Source organism: Bartonella sp. AP30XZML (genome assembly GCF_042195945.1).
GTDB lineage: Bacteria > Pseudomonadota > Alphaproteobacteria > Rhizobiales > Rhizobiaceae > Bartonella.
The window spans coordinates 17,693-36,989 of record NZ_JBHIPJ010000027.1; the positions used below are offsets into that span (position 1 = coordinate 17,693).

21 protein-coding genes are annotated in these 19,297 nt (G+C 37.2%); 8 read left to right on the forward strand and 13 right to left on the reverse strand.

Annotated features, from left to right (window positions below; translation table 11 throughout):
• Positions 1-260: 260 nt before the first annotated feature.
• Entirely contained in the window at positions 261-467 is a 207-nt protein-coding gene (locus tag ACFIL2_RS01555) for a hypothetical protein (RefSeq protein WP_005773510.1), read from the forward strand.
• On the opposite strand, the gene dprA is transcribed toward ACFIL2_RS01555, so the two are convergent.
• From dprA to ACFIL2_RS01575, 4 genes are read right to left on the reverse strand one after another with little or no spacing between them, the layout of a single operon-like run.
• Positions 397-1,632, reverse strand: coding sequence for a DNA-processing protein DprA (dprA, locus tag ACFIL2_RS01560; protein ID WP_375680291.1), 1,236 nt, complete (start codon positions 1,630-1,632; stop codon positions 397-399). The two genes, ACFIL2_RS01555 and dprA, sit on opposite strands and share 71 nt — an antisense overlap.
• A complete protein-coding gene (gene plsY / locus ACFIL2_RS01565; protein ID WP_375634134.1) occupies positions 1,589-2,221 on the reverse strand; it encodes a glycerol-3-phosphate 1-O-acyltransferase PlsY in 633 nt (210 codons plus the stop codon). Before plsY ends, dprA begins: the two co-directional genes overlap by 44 nt.
• Positions 2,222-2,232: 11 nt before the next feature.
• Entirely contained in the window at positions 2,233-3,534 is a 1,302-nt protein-coding gene (locus tag ACFIL2_RS01570) for a dihydroorotase (RefSeq protein ID WP_375639675.1), read from the reverse strand.
• Positions 3,531-4,496, reverse strand: coding sequence for an aspartate carbamoyltransferase catalytic subunit (locus tag ACFIL2_RS01575; protein ID WP_375680292.1), 966 nt, complete (start codon positions 4,494-4,496; stop codon positions 3,531-3,533). Before ACFIL2_RS01575 ends, ACFIL2_RS01570 begins: the two co-directional genes overlap by 4 nt.
• A 125-nt stretch (positions 4,497-4,621) precedes the next feature.
• Here ACFIL2_RS01575 and ACFIL2_RS01580 point away from each other — a divergent pair, with 125 nt between their 5' ends.
• The gene (locus ACFIL2_RS01580) at positions 4,622-6,241 is read left to right on the forward strand and encodes an acyl-CoA dehydrogenase family protein (RefSeq protein ID WP_375621277.1); all 1,620 of its coding nucleotides are present in this window, start codon (positions 4,622-4,624) and stop codon (positions 6,239-6,241) included.
• Here the strand turns inward: ACFIL2_RS01580 and ruvX are convergent.
• Entirely contained in the window at positions 6,226-6,705 is a 480-nt protein-coding gene (ruvX, locus tag ACFIL2_RS01585) for a Holliday junction resolvase RuvX (RefSeq protein WP_375611932.1), read from the reverse strand. The genes ACFIL2_RS01580 and ruvX overlap by 16 nt on opposite strands.
• A gap of 147 nt (positions 6,706-6,852) precedes the next feature.
• Here ruvX and gatC point away from each other — a divergent pair, with 147 nt between their 5' ends.
• Together gatC and gatA are read left to right on the forward strand one after the other, a co-directional pair.
• Complete coding sequence (gene gatC / locus ACFIL2_RS01590; protein WP_375606898.1) at positions 6,853-7,140, forward strand: Asp-tRNA(Asn)/Glu-tRNA(Gln) amidotransferase subunit GatC; 288 nt, start codon at positions 6,853-6,855, stop codon at positions 7,138-7,140.
• 31 nt (positions 7,141-7,171) lie between these two features.
• Positions 7,172-8,656: an Asp-tRNA(Asn)/Glu-tRNA(Gln) amidotransferase subunit GatA gene (gatA, locus tag ACFIL2_RS01595; protein WP_375639679.1), complete on the forward strand. Its 1,485-nt coding sequence runs from the start codon at positions 7,172-7,174 to the stop codon at positions 8,654-8,656.
• Positions 8,657-8,750: 94 nt separating this feature from the next.
• On the opposite strand, the gene ACFIL2_RS01600 is transcribed toward gatA, so the two are convergent.
• The 5 genes from ACFIL2_RS01600 to ACFIL2_RS01620 form a co-directional block, all read right to left on the reverse strand.
• The gene (locus ACFIL2_RS01600) at positions 8,751-9,461 is read right to left on the reverse strand and encodes an ABC transporter ATP-binding protein (RefSeq protein WP_375639680.1); all 711 of its coding nucleotides are present in this window, start codon (positions 9,459-9,461) and stop codon (positions 8,751-8,753) included.
• Positions 9,448-10,230, reverse strand: coding sequence for an ABC transporter ATP-binding protein (locus tag ACFIL2_RS01605; protein WP_375611930.1), 783 nt, complete (start codon positions 10,228-10,230; stop codon positions 9,448-9,450). The genes ACFIL2_RS01600 and ACFIL2_RS01605 overlap by 14 nt, the downstream gene beginning before the upstream one ends.
• A complete protein-coding gene (locus ACFIL2_RS01610; protein WP_375613416.1) occupies positions 10,227-11,285 on the reverse strand; it encodes a branched-chain amino acid ABC transporter permease in 1,059 nt (352 codons plus the stop codon). Before ACFIL2_RS01610 ends, ACFIL2_RS01605 begins: the two co-directional genes overlap by 4 nt.
• The gene (locus ACFIL2_RS01615; RefSeq protein ID WP_375680293.1) at positions 11,285-12,361 is read right to left on the reverse strand and encodes a branched-chain amino acid ABC transporter permease; all 1,077 of its coding nucleotides are present in this window, start codon (positions 12,359-12,361) and stop codon (positions 11,285-11,287) included. Before ACFIL2_RS01615 ends, ACFIL2_RS01610 begins: the two co-directional genes overlap by 1 nt.
• Before the next feature lie 115 nt (positions 12,362-12,476).
• Positions 12,477-13,610 (reverse strand): ABC transporter substrate-binding protein, encoded by a 1,134-nt coding sequence (locus ACFIL2_RS01620; RefSeq protein ID WP_375634120.1) that lies wholly within the window; start codon positions 13,608-13,610, stop codon positions 12,477-12,479.
• Positions 13,611-13,933: 323 nt separating this feature from the next.
• On the opposite strand from ACFIL2_RS01620, the gene ACFIL2_RS01625 reads away from it, so the two are divergent.
• The 4 genes from ACFIL2_RS01625 (at position 13,934) to ACFIL2_RS01640 (ending at position 16,871) form a co-directional block, all read left to right on the forward strand.
• Positions 13,934-14,509 carry a cold-shock protein gene (locus tag ACFIL2_RS01625; protein WP_375634118.1) on the forward strand — a complete coding sequence of 192 codons (576 nt, stop codon included), beginning with the start codon at positions 13,934-13,936 and terminating at the stop codon, positions 14,507-14,509.
• Positions 14,510-14,757: 248 nt separating this feature from the next.
• Positions 14,758-15,270, forward strand: coding sequence for a DUF192 domain-containing protein (locus ACFIL2_RS01630; protein ID WP_375634116.1), 513 nt, complete (start codon positions 14,758-14,760; stop codon positions 15,268-15,270).
• A complete protein-coding gene (locus ACFIL2_RS01635; RefSeq protein ID WP_375634114.1) occupies positions 15,267-16,040 on the forward strand; it encodes an alpha/beta fold hydrolase in 774 nt (257 codons plus the stop codon). Before ACFIL2_RS01630 ends, ACFIL2_RS01635 begins: the two co-directional genes overlap by 4 nt.
• Before the next feature lie 618 nt (positions 16,041-16,658).
• The gene (locus ACFIL2_RS01640) at positions 16,659-16,871 is read left to right on the forward strand and encodes a DUF3126 family protein (protein ID WP_375621268.1); all 213 of its coding nucleotides are present in this window, start codon (positions 16,659-16,661) and stop codon (positions 16,869-16,871) included.
• Between the two features lie 44 nt (positions 16,872-16,915).
• On the opposite strand, the gene radC is transcribed toward ACFIL2_RS01640, so the two are convergent.
• From radC to sfsA, 3 genes are read right to left on the reverse strand one after another with little or no spacing between them, the layout of a single operon-like run.
• Positions 16,916-17,710, reverse strand: coding sequence for a DNA repair protein RadC (gene radC, locus ACFIL2_RS01645; protein WP_375613419.1), 795 nt, complete (start codon positions 17,708-17,710; stop codon positions 16,916-16,918).
• A 17-nt stretch (positions 17,711-17,727) separates the two neighbouring features.
• A complete protein-coding gene (map, locus tag ACFIL2_RS01650; protein ID WP_375634112.1) occupies positions 17,728-18,558 on the reverse strand; it encodes a type I methionyl aminopeptidase in 831 nt (276 codons plus the stop codon).
• Positions 18,551-19,267: a DNA/RNA nuclease SfsA gene (gene sfsA, locus ACFIL2_RS01655; protein WP_375634651.1), complete on the reverse strand. Its 717-nt coding sequence runs from the start codon at positions 19,265-19,267 to the stop codon at positions 18,551-18,553. Before sfsA ends, map begins: the two co-directional genes overlap by 8 nt.
• Between the last annotated feature and the right edge of the window lie 30 nt (positions 19,268-19,297).

Below are 19,297 nucleotides of genomic sequence, written 5' to 3' on the forward strand. Positions count from 1 at the left end.
TTACCCAAATATTGAAATAAAAATTTTTTTATAAACGCCTTTTACGCGAATAGCTAATGCCAATTGCTTAAGAGCACATAAAAAAATATTAGCCATATAAAAAACATGAATATTGTACAACTTATGATTGTCATTATTAGAGTACACCCTATATAGAATTACACGATTTATTTTCCACTGTTATTACAAAAACATACGGCGAAATACTAAGATAACGTCTATTGAGAGGTAGGAGGGGAAATGCTCAAGGATAGAGGATTATGTTTATAAATCATTTAAAAGTTATCCAATATATTACAGACATGTCAAAGCAAATGAATCAGATGGCGCGTCAGGCGCACAGTCCGCTTTTAGCATTGCTTTTGGATATGGTTGCCAAAGAAGGGCAAAGCATTATTAATAGTGCTGAGGCTCTTGGGGAAGATCAAGATTCGACAATGACACACAACCACCAGAGTGTCGAATAAGCTTTCCAGCAAGCTCGAGTTCTACCAACAAGAGGTAGAGAGTTGGGAGTGAAACACCGGAGTGGATACTGAGTGTGTCTAAGTCGATTGGCGTTGTTGAAAGAGCGGAGAAAACTGCTGCACGTGCTGTATCATCATCATCTGCTAAAGAGAGGCTGCTGTTTTTTTCATCTGCTAAATTAAAATTCTCCTTTTCAAGTTGTAAAGAGGATGGTTCCTCAAAAAAATTGAGTTGCGAATTTGGAAGCGGTAAAATTAATGGCGTAAGTGTTTCTATAATGTCAGAAGGATGTGTGGTGAGTAGAGCACCGTCTTTGATAAGATTGTTTGTACCAACAGATCTTGGATCAAGTGGAGAACCGGGAATGGCAAAAATTAACCGTCCCATTTCAGCTGCTTGACGTGCGGTAATTAAGGACCCTGAGCGCAGGGCTGCTTCTACAACCAAGAGACCAAGTGATAGAGCTGCAATAATACGGTTTCTTCTTGGAAAATCGATAGCACGCGGCTTCCAAGAAATGGGCATTTCGCTGATGATGGCTCCACCGTTGGCAATAATATCTTCATGCAACTTTTTATTTTCAGGAGGATAGATATGATCAATTCCTCCAGCCATGACTGCAACAGTTCCTGTTTTTAAACTTGCTTGATGCGCAACGCTATCAATTCCACGAGCGAGCCCAGAAATTGTTACAAAGTCTGCTTCTCCGAGAAAACGTGCAAATTGAGCCGTAAGCTTTTTTCCAGCAGCTGAAGCATTTCGAGAACCTATAATTCCAATAGAAGTTTTTTGAAAAATTGAAACATTACCTTTGATAGCAATAAGCGGCGGAGGGGCTTCTGTAATCTTAAGAAAAGCTGGATAATCTGGTTCTCCCATACCGATAAACCGGACACCTAATTTTTTAGCTTTTTGTATTTCTTTTTCTGCATCTTCTAAGCTTGCTATTTTAATAGATGCAGAACCACCACCTTTTCTACTAAGCTCTGGCAGTGCTGCCAGAGCTTTTTCTGCTGTTTTATAATGATCAATGAGATTGCGAAAACTAACAGCTCCAATATTTTCACTACGCAATAACCGTAACCAGCTTAGACGTTGACGATCAGTAAGCAGGATTCCTTTATTTATCTCCGTGTTGCGTGCCAATCTTACTTTCTTCCCCAATTAATAATCTACCGATATTTGCAGAATGTTTTATAAACACAAATACGCTCATCACAATCAGCATACAATAGAAATAAGAAGCGGAAAAATAAAAAACAAATATCGGTGTGATCGTAACAGCAATAAGCGCAGATAATGAAGAATAACGCATGAGGAGAAAAATCGTTATCCATACAATAATAAAAATAATTGCTGCAGGCCAATAGATTCCTAAGCAGACTCCTAGATAGGTAGCAACACCTTTGCCACCTTTAAATTTAAGCCATACGGGGAAAAGATGTCCTAAGAAAACAAAAAAGCCTGCTAGAGAAACAAGGATACTATTGTCTAGCGGATCACTAAAAAACTTTATAACGAAAACAACGATAGTTCCTTTCAACATATCACAAAGAAGTGTTAGAGCAGCAAGCTTTTTATTTCCTGTTCGTAAAACATTTGTTGCTCCAATATTGCCGGAACCGATTGTTCTTATATCACCAATTTTGAACAATTTCGTTAAAAGAAGACCAAATGGAATCGAGCCAATGAGATAAGATATGAGGAAAATAAACCATGGAGTGGATTGAAAAAATATTTCTGCTTCATTCATTAAGAATCTCATTAAATTTGTTGATCAAGTTTAAAAACGTTTTTCCCTTTCACAAAGGTCTGGAGCACGCGTCCTTGAAAACGTGCATTCTCAAAAGGGGTATTTTTTGAACGTGAATAGAGCTTCTCTTTCGAAACAACCCATGGTTCTTCAAGATCAACCACAATAAGGTTTGCATGAGCCCCTTTTTTGAGTGTTCCTGCATTGAGTCCAAAGAGCTTTGCAGGCGCCGTTGACAAAAGTTCCGTTATCCGTAGAAGAGATAGGCTCTCATTATGATAAAGGCGTAAGGCTGCGCTCAATAAGGTCTCCATACCAATAGCGCCAACTGCCGCGTCATTAAATGGTAAATGTTTTGTGTCGATACTCTGAGGATCATGAGAAGAGACAATAACATCTATAATCCCATCCTTTATTGCTTCAATCATTGCTATACGGTCTTCTTCTGTACGCAATGGGGGCATTAAGCGAAAAGAGGTGCGATATTCACCAATGTCATTTTCATTGAAAGATAAATGATTAATAGATACACCCGCTGAAATTTTCTCACTGCGTTTTTTACCTAAACGAAGTGCATCAGCAGAGAGTGCTGTCGATATTTGAGCAGCATGATAGCGTGTTTGCGTTAATACTGCTAATCGCAGATCTCTTTCAAGAGGGATAACTTCTGCTTCGCGAGGGATGCCAGAAAGACCAAGCCAACTGGCAAGCAGTCCTTCATTCATCACACCTTGCCCTGTAAGATCTTTATCTTGCGTTTCATGTATCAATGGAACATCAAAATCACGTGCATAAGTCATTGCACGCCGCATAACAGATGAATTTTGAAGTGTTTTTTTTCCTTCACTAAAGGCAACGGCTCCAGCATCTTTGAGCAAACCAAATTCGGTTATTTCTTGTCCGTTGAAACCTTGTGTGATTGAAGCAACGGGATAAATATTGACCAATGACATTTCCTGTGCTGTATGCGTAATAAATTTAACGAGTGCTACATTATCAATAACTGGATGCGTGTTTGGCATCATAAGAAAGGAAGTAATACCACCTGCTGCGGCCGCGTAACTTGCTGATGTAATTGTTTCACAATGTTCATTCCCTAATTCTTCAACAAAAACGCGCGCATCAACGAGTCCAGGGAGAATTGCTTTGTTTTGTGCGTTAATAACTTCTGCTTCTTCAGGGAATCCCTGATTCAGAGCTTCTTTTCCAGCGGCTATAATTCGTCCATTTTCAACAATAACTGTACCAATTTCATCGATTGCGCGCGAAGGATCAATAATACGAGCATTTTGAAAAACAACTGGTTTTATCATTTTTTTTCTCCACTGATCTTTGCGCGTGAATCTAATAGAGCCTCCATGACAGCCATACGCACTGCAATTCCCATTTCTACTTGCGTATGAATCATACTTTGTGGTCCATCTGCTATATCGGATGCAATCTCTACACCACGGTTTATTGGGCCAGGGTGCAGAATAATAGAATCATTTTTGGCATAGGCTAAATTTTCTTTATGTAAGCCAAAATAATGGAAATATTCACGCGTAGAAGGAATAAAAGAGCCTGTCATCCGTTCATGCTGTAAGCGCAACATCATGATAACGTCAGCATTTTTAAGACCTTCTTTCATCGTGTTAAAAACCTCAACACTCATATGAGCGATTTCTGCGGGTAAGAGTGTTGAGGGAGCAACAGCACGAACACGAGCACCCAAAGCATTGAGACACAGGATATTGGAACGGGCAACACGTGAGTGTAAGATATCTCCGCAAATCGCAACAGTTAATCCTTCAATACGACCTTTTGCCTTTTTAATGGTTAGAGCATCTAATAAAGCTTGGGTTGGATGTTCGTGGGCACCATCACCTGCATTAATAACACAACAATCAACTTTTTGCGCTAATAAAGCTGCCGCTCCTGCACTGTTATGGCGAAAAATCAGTATATCTGGCTTCATCGCATTGAGAGTTGTAGCAGTATCAAGTAATGTTTCTCCCTTTTTTACAGATGAGTTGCCGATCGCAAGACTCATCACGTGTGCACCTAGCCTTTTACCCGCTAATTCAAAAGAAGATTGTGTTCGCGTAGAGGCTTCAAAAAAGAGATTAATTTGAGTCCGTCCATGCAAAGTAGATTTTATTTTATCAATTTTGTTAGAAAGGATAACATTTGCTTCTGCACGATCAAGCAATGTATTAAGATCTTGTACACTCAGATCTTTAATAGCTAAAAGATGTTGATGAGGGAAAAGTGGAAAAAATTTATTTTGCATCATAGCATTCTTCTTTATCTCTCTCTAAACAGGTTAAACAAGCATTTGTTTGAATATGATAAATGTTTCTTAACTCTAAAAAGACAAATAGTCTATGATATGAATGATTTGAATGTAGGAATATACCTATGAGTGCTGTATCTGCGCAAAATACTCGTCGAAAAAATACATTTCTTAGCGATACGCTTATGTTTCGTATTGCTTCTACTTTGCCTAAGTTTTTGTTAGCAAGTTTTGAAGAAATAGGGGATTTTGCCGCGAGTCGAGAAGCATGGAAACTTTCTTGCTTAGCGAATCATTATAAGCCTTTACTATGCTATAATGATGAATGGGGGCAACCAACAGAAAGATTAGAGATCCATTCTTCCTATCAAGCTCTTCAACAATATTCTAGACAAGCAGGTTTGGTTACCTCGCTTTGGGAAAATACGAGCTCAGAAAATGGAGTACGCTATCAAGCACGTGCGATTCGTTTAGCTTTATCTGCTGGTTTAGAAACAGGACATTTGAATGAAGTTATCATAACGAGTGCAGCTATTGCTGTTTTAATTAGTGATATTGAGCTCTTCAAAAAATGGCAAAATGTACTTTTATCACGCCAATATGATTCCTCATCAAAGCCTATTCATCATAAAAAGGCAGCTTCTCTAACTTGTGCATTTGACGATATTGAAAAATACGCTTTCAATTTTCCAAGTGTTAAGAAAATTTCTTTCGATGAAAGTATGGAACGTGATCTATATCGTTTAAATGTTGTAAAAACCAACGTTATTAATCCTACCGCTGACGGATATCTTGTTAGTGCAGATTTAGATGGTCATTTAAGTTGTTTTTTTATTCCACGCATACAAGAAAATGGCGCATTAAATGGATCTATATCGATTCGTCATTTAATTCAGCGTTCTGGAGAACTGTTAACACCAGAGGGGGTTGTCGACTTCCAAGGCAGTTATGGCTGGCTTTTGGGAAATGCTGGAGAAGGGCTTAAAGTTATTAAAGATATCGAGACGATGATGCGTTTCGATCAATCTGTCATATCGGCAGGTGTTTTACGAGCGGCTCTTCAATTTGGTATGGATTTTTTCCGGAAAAAAATGCCCAATCAGCCTTTACCTCCACTGACAGAACGTATTTTTGCAGATATTGCATTAGATATAGCTGCCTCACAAGCATTGGTTTTGCGTTTAGCGAGAGCATTTGACAATGCAGCAAATGATCGTTCTGAAGCAGCTTTTGCCCGCATTATGACACCTATTATTGCTTATCATGTAAGTCAATTGGTTGTGCCTATTATTGGTGAAATTATTGCACAACTTGGTATTGAAAGTTTTATAGAGAATAATCCATTATCACAAATGTTGCATAATGGGCCTGCGCGAATTGTGAGAAATAGTTCTGCTAATCAATTGGTAAAGGATGCCATTCTTATTGCTGAAAAAGCACCGGGATTGTTTCAGAAATTGTTGGAAAAAATTGCTCTTGATATTGGACCAGCGGGACCCCGAGCAATTGAAATTATTAAGTCAGCAGGTGATATGGCATCAGCAAATGAAGGTGCAGGAAGATTTTTTGTTGAACAAGTAGCTTATGCAGCAGCAGCAGCAGCATTACGTTCTACAGACATAGAACATGTTGCGAATGCCTATATGGAAAGCCGCCTTGGGGGACAATGGAGATCTTCTTACGGGATGCTCATTGCACGATATAATGCAGGGCATTTGCTCAATGTCCTCTATCCTTCCATATGATGAAAGTTTTGAATTCTATTGAGAGCACCTTGCAATATAAAAGCGGCGGCTGCCGAATCAATACGGCTTGCTCTTTTAGCGCGCGATACATTCATTTCTAAAAGAGACCGTTCCGCAGCAATTGTTGATAAACGTTCGTCCCAAAAAACAAATGGAATTTTTGTATAAGCTTTCATATTGCTCACAAAAGCTCTGGTTGCTTGAACACGAGAGCCACTGCTTCCATTCATGTTAAGAGGTAAGCCAATGATAATAACGCCTACATTTTCACGGTCAAAAATTTTAATAAGTGTGTAAGCATCTTCTGTAAATTTTTTTCGCTGTAGTACAGGACGCGGATTTGAGACAGTCAGCCCCATATCAGAAATCGCAATTCCGATAGTTTTTGTCCCTAAATCTAAGCCTGCTATTGTTTGTCTAGGCAAAAGATGTTTTATAACTTCATCTATATTAATAACAGTCATAAAGGTATAATACGTTTTTTAATGTTTCAGATCTATAGTTATATTCTTTATTCATGTTATCTAATATTCTTGCACTTACAAGTGCAGCCTTGTATAGCCAGAATAAAGATCAATAAATAAACAAAAAAGCAGAAAGGCGTAAAGAGTATGTCTGTTGATCAAGAGACAGTCAAGCGGATAGCACATTTAGCAAGGATTGCCCTCCACGATGATGAGATAGAACCTGTGACAAAAAAATTCAATGCTATTTTAGGTTTTGTAGAGCAATTGAATGAAGTTGATGTCAGTGGAGTTGAGCCATTAACATCTGTGATGCCGATGACACTACGAATGCGTGAAGATAGTGTGACAGATGGCGATAAAGCAGCAGATATTGTAGCCAATGCCCCTGTTACAGAAGAAAATTTTTTTCTTGTCTCAAAAATTGTTGAGTAACTTTTTATATTTTTGAAATTTGAGAACCAATATGACTGATTTAACAACTCTCACAATTGCGCAAGCTCGTGATGCTCTAACAAAGAAAAATCTCAAAGCAATAGAATTAACGGAAGCTTATTTACAAGCAATAGAGTTGGCGAATCCAACTTTGAATGCTTATGTAACAATAACAGCAGAACAGGCAATGAAAATGGCTGCTGAATCAGACAGTCGCTTAGCGAAAGGGCAAGGAGGGCTTTTGGAAGGAATTCCCTTGGGGATTAAAGATCTTTTTGCAACCTATGGTGTTCATACTCAAGCCTGTTCAAATATCCTTGATGGTTTTAAACCGCACTATGAATCAACTGTCACGGCTAATTTATGGCAAGATGGTGCTGTGATGTTAGGAAAACTTAATATGGATGAGTTTGCTATGGGCTCATCCAACGAAACATCATATTATGGTCCCGTTATTAGTCCATGGAGAAAAAAAGGCTCAAATGAAAAACTCGTACCCGGTGGTTCTTCGGGGGGATCCGCAGCCGCTGTTGCTGCACAAATTTGTGCTGGTGCAACTGCAACCGATACAGGTGGCTCAATACGTCAACCAGCAGCTTTTACTGGAACTGTAGGAATAAAGCCAACTTATGGACGTTGTTCGCGATGGGGCGTTGTCGCGTTTGCTTCATCTCTTGATCAAGCTGGACCTGTTGCTAGAGATGTTCGTGATTGTGCTATCTTACTCAGATCAATGGCCTCTTTTGATGAAAAAGATTCTACTTCCGTCAATTTACCAGTTCCTGATTATGAAAGTTATCTTGGTCAATCAATCAAAGGAATGAAAATCGGTATTCCAAAAGAATATCATGTGGATGGAATGTCTCCAGAAATTATTGAGCTTTGGCAAAAAGGAATAAATTGGTTAAAAGAAGCAGGTGCTGAGATTAAAGATATTTCTTTGCCCCATACAAAATATGCTCTACCTTCTTATTACATTATAGCTCCTGCAGAAGCCTCTTCTAATTTAGCGCGTTATGATGGTGTGCGTTTTGGTTTGCGCATGCCTGGGAAAGACATCATTGAGATGTATGAAAATACGCGTTCTGTTGGTTTTGGTGATGAAGTCAAACGGCGCATTCTGGTTGGGACTTATGTTCTTTCATCAGGTTATTATGATGCCTGTTATTTAAGAGCTCAAAAAGTAAGAACACTCGTAAAACGTGATTTTGATCAATGTTTTGCTTCAGGCATTGATGCTATTTTGACACCAGCAACACCAACATCTGCTTTTGGTATTGCTGATGAAAAAATAAAAAATGATGCTGTAGCAATGTATCTTAATGATATTTTTACTGTACCAGTTAATATGGCTGGATTACCAGGAATTTCTGTTCCTGCTGGTCTGTCATCAAATGGTTTACCTCTAGGATTGCAATTGATTGGTAAACCTTTTTCTGAAGAAGTCATTTTTCAGATAGCGCACATTATTGAACAAGAAGCAGGAATATTCAGTGCAGAAAAATGGTGGATGTAATAGTCAAAATTCACAAAGGAGCATTTCTCATACTTAATGAGAAATGCTTTTTTAAATGGTGGAGGGATGAGCTCTATTTCCTTAATTCGTAGTCTTACCCACCAAGATAGGCTTCTTTAACACGCGAATCAGAGAGCATAGTTTTTCCTTCACCGTGAAATAAAATATGTCCTACCTCTAAAATATAAGCATAGTCAGCTATGGAAAGTGCAGCAAATGCATTTTGTTCAATAAGAAGAACAGTTTTCCCCATATCATTAATTTTTCGAATAATCGAAAAAATTTCTCGAACGAGAAGTGGTGCTAACCCCAACGAGGGTTCATCTAATATGACCATATCAGGATTGCTCATGAGTGCACGGCCCACAGCAACCATCTGTTGTTCACCACCTGACATTGTTCCTCCCAACTGTTTTGTTCTTTCACGTAGGCGCGGAAAAAGGTCAAATATCCATTCAATATCACGGGAAATTCCCTGCTTATCGTGACGAATATAAGCGCCTAGATGAAGATTCTCTAAAACAGTGAGATGGGGCATGATACGTCGTCCTTCAGGGCTTAGAGCAATCCCTAATCGCAAAATCTCTTCTGGTGATTTTTTAATAATAGATTTGCCATTATAGGTAATTTCTCCATAAACAGAGCGATTAAGCCCTGTAATAGAACGTACAATACTGCTTTTTCCTGCACCATTGGCTCCAATTAAAGTGACAATACTGCCCCGCTTTATGGACATAGAAAGATTTTGGACAGCTTTAATGGCGCCATAATGAACGTAAAGATTTTTTATTTTAAGAATATCCATAAACATCTCCGCCAAGATAAGCTTCAATAACTTTAGGGTTATTACGAATTTCATCTGGTGTACCACTGGCAATGCAACAGCCATATTCCATAACCAAAATATGTTGGCAAAGCCCCATAACCACTTTCATATCGTGCTCAATAAGAAGAATTGTAAGATCAAAGTCTTTTTGCACTTTTGCTATGAATTTTCTAAGATCTTCACTTTCTTGTGGATTCATGCCAGCAACAGGTTCATCAAGAAGAAGCAATTTGGGCTTTGTGGCTAACGCACGTGCAATTTCTAGACGTCGTTGCACACCATAAGGTAAAGCTGTTGCCGATTGATTGGCAAGATGATCAAGTTGTAGCTGTTCAAGGAGCTCCAAGGAATTTTTATAAACTTCCTTCTTTTCTTTTATTGCTTTTGAAAAAAAGAGAGCTGAAGAAAACCAAGGATATTTTTGTCGAACATGCGCTCCTACCATAACATTCTGCAAAACCGTTAACCCTGAGAAAAGACGAATATTTTGAAATGTTCTGGCAATATGGCTTCTACAGATAATATAAGGAGACGCTCCAGAAATTTTTTTCTCATCAAAAAGAATGATGCCGCTTGTAGGAGCATAAAATCCAGAAATCATATTGAAAACTGTTGTTTTTCCAGCACCATTGGGACCAATTAATCCAGTAATACTTCCTCGTTTAATTGCCATATTAACATTATTTACAGCAACTAATCCGCCAAAACGCATTACAATATTATTGAGTGAAAGGATATTGTCGTTCATAGCTTTCCCTCAGTATTAGAAAGCTTTTTGCGTGTCAAAAAGCTATAAATTCCATTCCATGAAAATTCTCGTTGTCCCATTAACCCTTTTCTCCAAAACAAGATAATTACCAGCAATAAAAGAGAAAAAACAACCATACGAAGCCCTGGGGTTTCTGGAATATGTATAAAACCTAAGTCAAATGGACTTTCAATAATACGAAGCCATTCAAGCATGACTGTAATAATAATGCTGCCAATAATGCTCCCTGTAATTGAACCGAGACCACCAGCAACAACAATCATTAAAATATTAAAAGTCAGAAGAAAATTAAACATTTTTGGATCAATGGTTGAAATAAGAGCCGCCATTAATGCGCCACCTATACCTGCAAAAAATGCTCCAACAGTAAAGGAAAAACTACGGTAGAAAAAAGCATTAATTCCCATAGTTTTCGCAGCTATTTCATCATCACGAATAGCACGTAATACGTTACCAGTATTACTTTGCAGTAAGAGGACAATAAAGAGAACTGTAAATGCTAGCCAACCATAGTTCCACCATAATGTTGCATTTTGAGGTATTCCTTTGATTCCCAAAGAGCCATTTGTGAGCGATGTTGCGTTCGTAATGACAATGCGAATAATTTCCGCAAAACCTAATGTTGCAATTCCAAGATAATCGCCACCAAGACGCAATATTGGTAAAGCAATTAATAAACCTACAACAGCAGCACACAAACCACTTACGACAACAGCGATAAAAAAAGGTAACTGCAAATGATATAATGGTTCAGCAATAGGCTCAAGAATCCACATCATTTCTTTTTGTTCAGGGGAAAGAAGTAAAATTGCGCAAACATAAGCACCAATAGCCATAAATCCAGCATGTCCAAGAGAAAACATACCTGTGAAACCGTAAATCAAATTAAGCGAAATTGCCAATATCGCATTAATAGCAATCAGATTGATGATACGAAGCGTATAGTCATTAAAATGGCTATCAGCATAAAATAAAAAACCTATGAGAACTAAAACACTTATACACGATAAAACAGTTGTCGCTGACTTTGCCATTAGATTTTCTCCTGATTTCTTTTACCCATTAATCCTGTGGGCAATATCAATAGAATCAGAATCAATAAAATGAAAGCGAAGGCATCTCGATATCCAGATAGCGCGGGGGAAAATGCGATAATCATAATTTCAATAAACCCTAATAACAATCCTCCCAACATTGCTCCTGGTATCGAACCAATACCTCCGATAACAGCAGCAATAAATGCTTTGAGACCAGGAAGAACACCCATATAAGGCTGAATTTGAGGATAACGTAAAGACCACATAATGCCTGCTATGGCGGCAAGAGCTGAGCCTATTCCAAATGTAAACGCAATAACTTTATTGACAGACACACCCATCAAACGTGTTGTTTCAATATCATGGGAGATTGCGCGCATAGCAAGACCCGGTTTTGTTTTATGGATAATCCATAATAGTAATAAAATAAGAATTAATGACACAAAGGGAACGATCAGAGACATGGGAGCAATTCTGATGATACCATCTGCTCCTGATCCTAGATGCCATAAAAATGGTGTTACAAGAAAGTCTGGCTGTTGTACACCTTTCGGAACACCACTAAAGAGTACAGTAGCAAGATTTTCAATAAAAAAAGAAACACCAATTGCACCGATAAGTGCCGAAATACGCGGAGCATGGCGTAGAGGTTTATAAGCAAATTGATCAACAGCAACACCCACAGCACTTGTAATAAAAATGGAAAAACAAAGAGCTAAAACCCAAATCGGTGTAAAGTCTTGCGGGGAAATTTTAAAATAATAAACAAATCCTAGCGCAAGAATTAAAAAAGCAGCAATCCAATAAATTGGAGGACGCCTTTTAAAGCCTATAAAGACCGAATAATAAACAAGAGCAGCAAAAAACAAAAGAAGAAAAGCTGCCCAAGCAGGCATAAAGCCAATTGTGGAAAAGAAAACAAAATATGCTCCCAGCATAAAGATATCACCGTGAGCAAAATTAATGAGTCTCAGTATACCGTAGACCATGGTGTAGCCAATAGCAATAAGCCCATAAAGAGATCCCAATGCCAGTGCATTAAAAAAGTACTGGATGAACATTTCAGTGCTCATCTCTCATCCTTCCACATTTGTTAATTTACATAGGATAATAAGAAATTTCTAAGTTTTTGGTTGAGAAAAAAAATCCTCAACCAATTCTTGCATTTTAGTAAATAAAACTTTTTAATTAAAAAGCAGGTTTAACTTCTTCTAAATAAACACGTTTTCCATCCTGTATTTTAATGATACCAATAGGAATTTTAGGGTTATGATTTTCATCCATTGACATATCCCCAAAGGGGGTAGGAAAATCTTTTAATTTGCTAAGTGCGATAGTAATTTTTTCACGATCAGTGCTACCAGCATTTTCAATAGCCTTCATAAACATCATATAACTCGTGTATCCCAAAACAGAATTGATATTTGGCTCTTTGTCCGGGTAAGCTTTTTTCCATTCTTTTGTGAATTCTTGCGCAGCTACTGACATATTTGGCATATACTCACTATAGGGAAGTGTCGTATGTAAGAAACCTTCTGCAGCTTTTCCTGCAATCGTAATGGTTTCTGGATTATCCATAGCATCTCCACCCATAATTTGAAACTTCGCCCCTAATTCTCGTGCTTGTTTCATGATGATAGCACCTTCAGAAAAGTAAGATGGAATGAATAAGATATCAGGTTTCTGGGCGATAATTTGCGTGAGAACAGCTGAAAAGTCCTGATCTCCAGAATTATAATTTAAATTTGAGATAACTTCACCACCTAATTTTTTGAAAGCACGCGTAAAATAACTTGCAAGACCAATAGCATAATCGCTTGAAATATCTTTAAGGATAGCAGCCTTTTTTGCGTGTAAAGTTTGGCTTACATAAGTTGCGATTCCTACTCCTTGATAGGAATCAATAAAGCAAGCACGAAAGTAATATTTTTTACCCTGTGTAACAAGGGGACTTGTTGAGGACGTTGCAATGGTTGGAGTTTTTGCCTTTTCAGATATTTCACCACCTGCTAACGAGAGTGAAGAACCATAGCTACCAATGATTCCACTCACTTTTTCACTTGCTGTTAAACGCATAACAGCATTAGCCGCTTCTACTTTATCAGATTTGTTATCAATAATAACAAGTTCCACTTTACGTCCTAAAATTTCTGGAACTTTTTTATGGGCTAATTCTATACCTCTAATTTCAAGCTGACCTCCAAATGCATTTTGACCACTTAATGGAAGATAAACACCAATCTTAATAGGTTCACTCGCATAAACATTTGCTGTAAATGCCATAAATGCTGCGATTATCGTAAGGATTTTCTTCAATTGCATTGCGCATTTTCCTTAATTGAATTGTCGTTTTTTCACCTTATATTGAACTTCTTCATCATGCAAGTTACACATTAATCAAAATATCATTATGTAAAAAAACTTTTATATGACCTCTTTTGTAGGGCACCCCTTGTAAGGTATGTTAAGTGTACAATCAAATAGTTTTATAAATATTCATGTTGATATTCTCTGACATTAACATAGAAGATACGACAATGTGGGGAAATCTTATCTTGGGGCTTGCGTGTTGATACAAGAGCAATGTTTACTTAAACTTAGAGAATCAATATCGTACAATTTATAAGCTACAGGATCACGTTATTATGACGAGTAAGGATGCATTAAAGGGTTGTTCCCCATCTGAGGATAGTATAGGTGCTTGTGGGGAGATTATCGAAATCAGTGGTGTCATTAAGTGGTTTGATGGTAGTAAGGGGTATGGATTTATTGTACCTGATTTACCTCATTTTCCCGATATATTATTGCATGTTACGGTAATGCGAAGGGATGGTTTTCAAACAGCTTTAGAGGGAGCTAAAGTCATTTGTGCTGTGGAAAAAACTGAACGAGGGTTAAAGTGTGTTCAGGTGAAATCCATAGATTGTTCTTCAGCAATTCATCCATCAGAAGTTCCTGCCCGTACCCATGTTGTTGTTACTCCAGAAAGTGGACTAGAACGAGCAATTGTTAAATGGTTTAATCGTGACAAAGGATACGGTTTTCTTAGCCGTGGGCAAGGAACAGAAGATATTTTTATTCATATGGAAACATTGCGCCGTTTTGGTTTAGCAGAGCTTCGTTCTGGCCAAGTTGTTCTTGTACGTTTTGGTAAAGGAGAAAAAGGTTTAATGACAGCAGAGATTTATCCGGACATAGGCATTCCTTTAGCTACGCATTGAATTTCACGAGTGAAATCAGTATGTTTTCTATATTTTTAAAGATTGTTGTTCCGTAAATTGCTATAGAGGTAGATTTTTAAAGAAAATATGGCTCTCGTGAATCCATAAACCAAATGAAGAAAATTTCGCATATTACGTTGAAAGAAACTAGAAAATAACAAGGAAGCAATCCTCTTTTTTTGACTTTTAAACTCTGGTACCTTTTATTTAGAAACAAAATTTAAAATTTTTCTGTGGTGGAGACAAGAATGTTAAAGCCTTTTAAAAAGGGGCATATTGTTTTATTGGTGATGCTTTTTATGTTAGATATGCGTGTTGTTGTAGCAAAGGAGCCCATAGAGATTCCTGTGCATCCAATTCCTTTAGAAATACATACAAAGCAAGGTTCGGTTTTTTATAAGGTAGAGATTGCTTTTACGCCATCTCAAGCAGCAGCTGGTTTAATGTATCGAACTGATTTTCCACGCGATCGTGCAATGCTCTTTAAGCAGCTAAAAAGTTCTCGATCGGGAGATGAGCAGAAAATTTTTATGTGGATGGCAAATACGCCTTTACCTTTAGATATGATTTTCTTAAACTCTGAGGGAATTATTGTATCGATTATTGAAAATACTTCTCCACTTTCAACAAATACCATTTCATCAGAAGTTCCTGCAGCTTTTGCACTTGAAATTAACGCTGGTGAAGTTTCTAAAAAAAAGATACAAAAAGGACAACGTGTTATTCATCCTGTACTTTGTGGAAAGTGCAATAAAAAATGACCGCTGAAGATATTCGTTTTTTTGAATATAATGGTTTGCGATTTGCTTATCGAGAAGAAGGGCAGGGCGCGCCTATTTTGTTGATCCATGGTTTTGGATCTTCTGCACGGGTGAATTGGTATGCAACGGGTTGGTTTCGTATTCTCACTGAAGCAGGATATCGTGTTATTGCTCTTGATAATCGCGGTCACGGAGATTCAGTTAAAAGTTATGATCCTGTCTTTTATACACCTCAAGCTATGGCTGGCGACGCAGTAAAGTTACTGCAGCATTTAGAGTTATCTAAAGCCCATGTTATGGGATATTCTATGGGGGCTCGTATTAGTGCTTTCATGGCTCTTTTGCATCCAACATATGTACACAGTGTTATTTTTGGTGGTTTAGGTATTGGTATGGTGACGGGAGCAGGAAATTGGGAGCCTGTTGCTGAGGCCCTTTTAACAGAAGATATTTCCACTATTACCAATACGCGCGGTTTAATGTTCCGTAAATTTGCAGATCAAACGAAAAGCGATAGGCGTGCTCTTGCTGCTTGTATCATTACATCAAAACAGGAGTTAACGGTGTCTGAAGTTTACAAAATCAAACAACCAGCACTTGTTGCCGTTGGTTCATTAGATGAAATTGGCGGTGATGCAGAGCCATTGGCAGCCTTGTTGCCTTGTGGTAAAGCTTTATCAATTCCTGATCGAGATCATATGTTTGCTGTAGGCGATAAAGTTTATAAAAAAGGCGTTATCGATTTTCTTTCTCGTTATCCTATAAAATAAGAACTCTTCATAGCTTTTAGAATTTACAGAAATACCCAATATTTTTATTTCGTATAAATTGAAAAAAGCTTATTAAAAAATCTTTCTGTTGTGACATAAGTTTTTATAAAAAATGAAAAGAAAAATAAACTCTTATTAGCTTATTTTGTATATTTTCCAGAGACGTAATTCTTCTAAGATTAGATAATTATAATTTAAAGGTTATTAAAAAGAATTATTTTCGAATGATGTAATAAATATTTTTTGCTAAAAAATGTAGTTTTAAATAAAAAAATATTTTTATTTGTATTTTTTATAAAATAAACAAAATTATAAATTATTGATCAATTTATTTTTACGAATATGCGTTTTAAATACAGATGCTAAAATTGGAGATAAAGTAAAATTATTAAAAATATACAGTTTTTTTTGCCATTTTTTAATCTATACGGGTATATTTAATAATGATAGACTCCTTTTGTAAACGTTCTTTATGAATGCATAAAGAACGTTGTGAATATATGTAATATTAAGTAAATATTCAGATTATGCTTTTTTACTGACGTTACAGAATCATAAGAGTGTCTTATTTGCACGACACGCAATTATTTTAATCGTTTCAAAAAACAGGAGAGCATAGTGAATGCTGATGAAATAAAAAAACTTGATAATTATTTTAAAAATATATTCCAAAACTCAGCATTGCAAGTCAGAGCACGGCCTAAAAAGAGTGATTCTTGTGAGGTTTATATGGGAGATGAGTTTTTAGGCATTATCTATCGAGATGAAGATGAAGATGAGCTCTCCTATAATTTCTCAATGGCTATATTAGATATTGATTTAGAAAATTGATTCGTTATTCATAGTTGAATGAAGTCTTTTTTATCCCATAAGATTTATATAAGTTTTAACGCTTTAAAACTCGTATGGTTATTTCGTGCAATAATAAGATGGTCATGGATAATAATTCCTAATGCATTTGCTGCATCTTTTAATCTATATGTCATTGTTATATCTGCATTAGAGGGGGTGGAATCGCCAGAAGGGTGATTGTGGACTAAGATAAGTCCTGATGCGGATAACTCTAAAGCTCGAGAAATAACTTCACGAGGATAAACAGGGGTATGATCAATGGTTCCAGTTTGTTGTACCTCATCAGCAAGTAAGCCGTTTTTCTTATCAAGAAACAAAATACGAAATTGTTCACGTGTTTCGTGAGCCATAACAGCTTTACAATACGCTAACACTTTATCCCATGATGAAAAAATATCGCGCTTAAACAATTGCGCACGAGCAAGACGTCCAGCAACATCTGAAATAATTTTTAAATCAACTGCAGTGGCGGGACCACATCCTGGAATTTCTTGAAGTCGGTGAATATCCGCTCCCAACACATCAGCTAATGAACCAAAACGTGCTATCAAATTTTTAGCTATGGGTTTTGTGTTTGCACGGGGTATTGTGCGAAAAAGCAATAATTCAAGATATTCATAATCTTCAATTGCATTTCCTTTTGACTTTAAATAGCGCTTCCGAAGACGTTCACGATGGCCTTGATAATGTTTATGAAGCTGTGCGTTTTTCTGAGGCTCTTCACTTTTTCTTTCTGATACTGGGGTGAGTGGAGAACTCGATGTTAATGCAAAGTGATTACTTTGAGTATCTTCCTTTTGATTTAATTTTTTAGCCATAACATCTCTACATTGCGTTAGGTATGCGAATTTGGAATATAAAAAATATTTTTAGGAGATTGTGTAAATATTTCATACCCTTCATTTGTAACACCAATTGTATGTTCATATTGTGCTGTCAGAGAGCGGTCACGGGTAACAGCAGTCCAACCGTCAGATAAAATCTTAACTTGTGGTTTACCAAGGTTAATCATAGGCTCAATTGTAAACATCATACCTTGTTTTAATTCAACTCCTTCTCCAGGGGTTCCATAATGGAGGATATTGGGAGCATCATGAAAAAGCTGGCCGATACCATGTCCGCAAAAATCTCTCACAATTGAACAGCGTTCAGATTCAGCATACTGTTGAATGGCTGCCCCAATATCACCTGTCGTTGCTCCAGGCTTAACGACAGCGATTCCTTGCATAAGACTTTCATAGGTTATTTTTAGCAAGCGTTCTGCTGCACGCCTAATTTTTCCAACAGGATACATTCGGCTTGAATCCCCATGCCAACCATCAAGGATAAAGGTTACATCAACATTTACAATATCACCTTCTTGCAAAGGTCTTTTATTGGGAATGCCATGGCAGACAACGTGATTGATAGATGTACAGCATGAATGGCTGTATCCATGATAATTTAGATCAGCAGGAAGTGCTCCTCGCTTAGCTCCAAAAATAAATACAAAATCATCTATTTCTTGCGTAGTAACGCCCGGCTTAATAATATCTGTAAGCGCATCAAGGCATTCTGCAGCAATACGACCAACTTCACGCATTTTAGCAAAAGCATAATCATCGAAAATGCGGATTTTTCCATTAAATTTTAAAGGGATTTTATTATATTCGATATACTCAGTCATTGTTTCTTCTATTTTCTATTTTTACTCTCTGAATCGGAAAAATGCCTTCTACACTTACATGACACTTTACAGCATAACATTCTACTCCTGATTTTAATGCTAAATCAAACTTACGTCCATAGAGTGGATCAAGATCATGACAAATTGTAAAAGCTGAGCAATCTTCTCGTTGAATAATATAAAGCATAGCAGCTCGTTTTCCTTGTTGTACAACTCCTACGAGCTCATCAAGGTGACGTGCACCACGTTTTGTTTCGCTATCAGGAAATTCTGCTAATCCTTTCTGACGAATAAAATGAACATTTTTGACTTCTAGGTAACAATCAGGAAGAATGTCATCACGTAAAAGAAAGTCAATTCGTGATTGTGTCCCATAGCGTTGTTCTTTTAAAATTGTTTTATATCCACTTAATTCTGGTAGTAATCCGTTTTGAATTGCTTCTAACGCAAGTTTATTGGGTAAAGAAGTATTAATGCCAACCAAAGTATTATCGGCTTCAATAATTTCTAATTGATAGGCATATTTTCGTTTGATGTTGTTATGATAAGAAAGCCAAATATTGGTGTTGAAAGCTGTTAATTCAAGCATTGATCCTGTATTAGGTACAGACACGGTGAGGACATGCTGATCATCTTGTTGAACATCCGCAAGAAAACGTTTATAACGACGGATAAGCTTTGCAGGAAAAAGTTTGGGAATAAAGTGCATATCCCTTTTTTAGGATTTATGATTTCATAA

Excerpts from the sequence above, each read along its gene's own strand:
- ACFIL2_RS01555 (WP_005773510.1), top strand. The coding sequence starts at position 261 with ATGTTTATAAATCATTTAAAAGTTATCCAATATATTACAGACATGTCA.
- plsY (WP_375634134.1), bottom strand. The coding sequence starts at position 2,221 with ATGAATGAAGCAGAAATATTTTTTCAATCCACTCCATGGTTTATTTTC.
- ACFIL2_RS01570 (WP_375639675.1), bottom strand. The coding sequence starts at position 3,534 with ATGATAAAACCAGTTGTTTTTCAAAATGCTCGTATTATTGATCCTTCG.
- ACFIL2_RS01575 (WP_375680292.1), bottom strand. The coding sequence starts at position 4,496 with ATGATGCAAAATAAATTTTTTCCACTTTTCCCTCATCAACATCTTTTA.
- ACFIL2_RS01580 (WP_375621277.1), top strand. The coding sequence starts at position 4,622 with ATGAGTGCTGTATCTGCGCAAAATACTCGTCGAAAAAATACATTTCTT.
- ruvX (WP_375611932.1), bottom strand. The coding sequence starts at position 6,705 with ATGACTGTTATTAATATAGATGAAGTTATAAAACATCTTTTGCCTAGA.
- gatC (WP_375606898.1), top strand. The coding sequence starts at position 6,853 with ATGTCTGTTGATCAAGAGACAGTCAAGCGGATAGCACATTTAGCAAGG.
- gatA (WP_375639679.1), top strand. The coding sequence starts at position 7,172 with ATGACTGATTTAACAACTCTCACAATTGCGCAAGCTCGTGATGCTCTA.
- ACFIL2_RS01600 (WP_375639680.1), bottom strand. The coding sequence starts at position 9,461 with ATGGATATTCTTAAAATAAAAAATCTTTACGTTCATTATGGCGCCATT.
- ACFIL2_RS01605 (WP_375611930.1), bottom strand. The coding sequence starts at position 10,230 with ATGAACGACAATATCCTTTCACTCAATAATATTGTAATGCGTTTTGGC.
- ACFIL2_RS01610 (WP_375613416.1), bottom strand. The coding sequence starts at position 11,285 with ATGGCAAAGTCAGCGACAACTGTTTTATCGTGTATAAGTGTTTTAGTT.
- ACFIL2_RS01615 (WP_375680293.1), bottom strand. The coding sequence starts at position 12,361 with ATGAGCACTGAAATGTTCATCCAGTACTTTTTTAATGCACTGGCATTG.
- ACFIL2_RS01620 (WP_375634120.1), bottom strand. The coding sequence starts at position 13,610 with ATGCAATTGAAGAAAATCCTTACGATAATCGCAGCATTTATGGCATTT.
- ACFIL2_RS01625 (WP_375634118.1), top strand. The coding sequence starts at position 13,934 with ATGACGAGTAAGGATGCATTAAAGGGTTGTTCCCCATCTGAGGATAGT.
- ACFIL2_RS01630 (WP_375634116.1), top strand. The coding sequence starts at position 14,758 with ATGTTAAAGCCTTTTAAAAAGGGGCATATTGTTTTATTGGTGATGCTT.
- ACFIL2_RS01635 (WP_375634114.1), top strand. The coding sequence starts at position 15,267 with ATGACCGCTGAAGATATTCGTTTTTTTGAATATAATGGTTTGCGATTT.
- radC (WP_375613419.1), bottom strand. The coding sequence starts at position 17,710 with ATGGCTAAAAAATTAAATCAAAAGGAAGATACTCAAAGTAATCACTTT.
- map (WP_375634112.1), bottom strand. The coding sequence starts at position 18,558 with ATGACTGAGTATATCGAATATAATAAAATCCCTTTAAAATTTAATGGA.
- sfsA (WP_375634651.1), bottom strand. The coding sequence starts at position 19,267 with ATGCACTTTATTCCCAAACTTTTTCCTGCAAAGCTTATCCGTCGTTAT.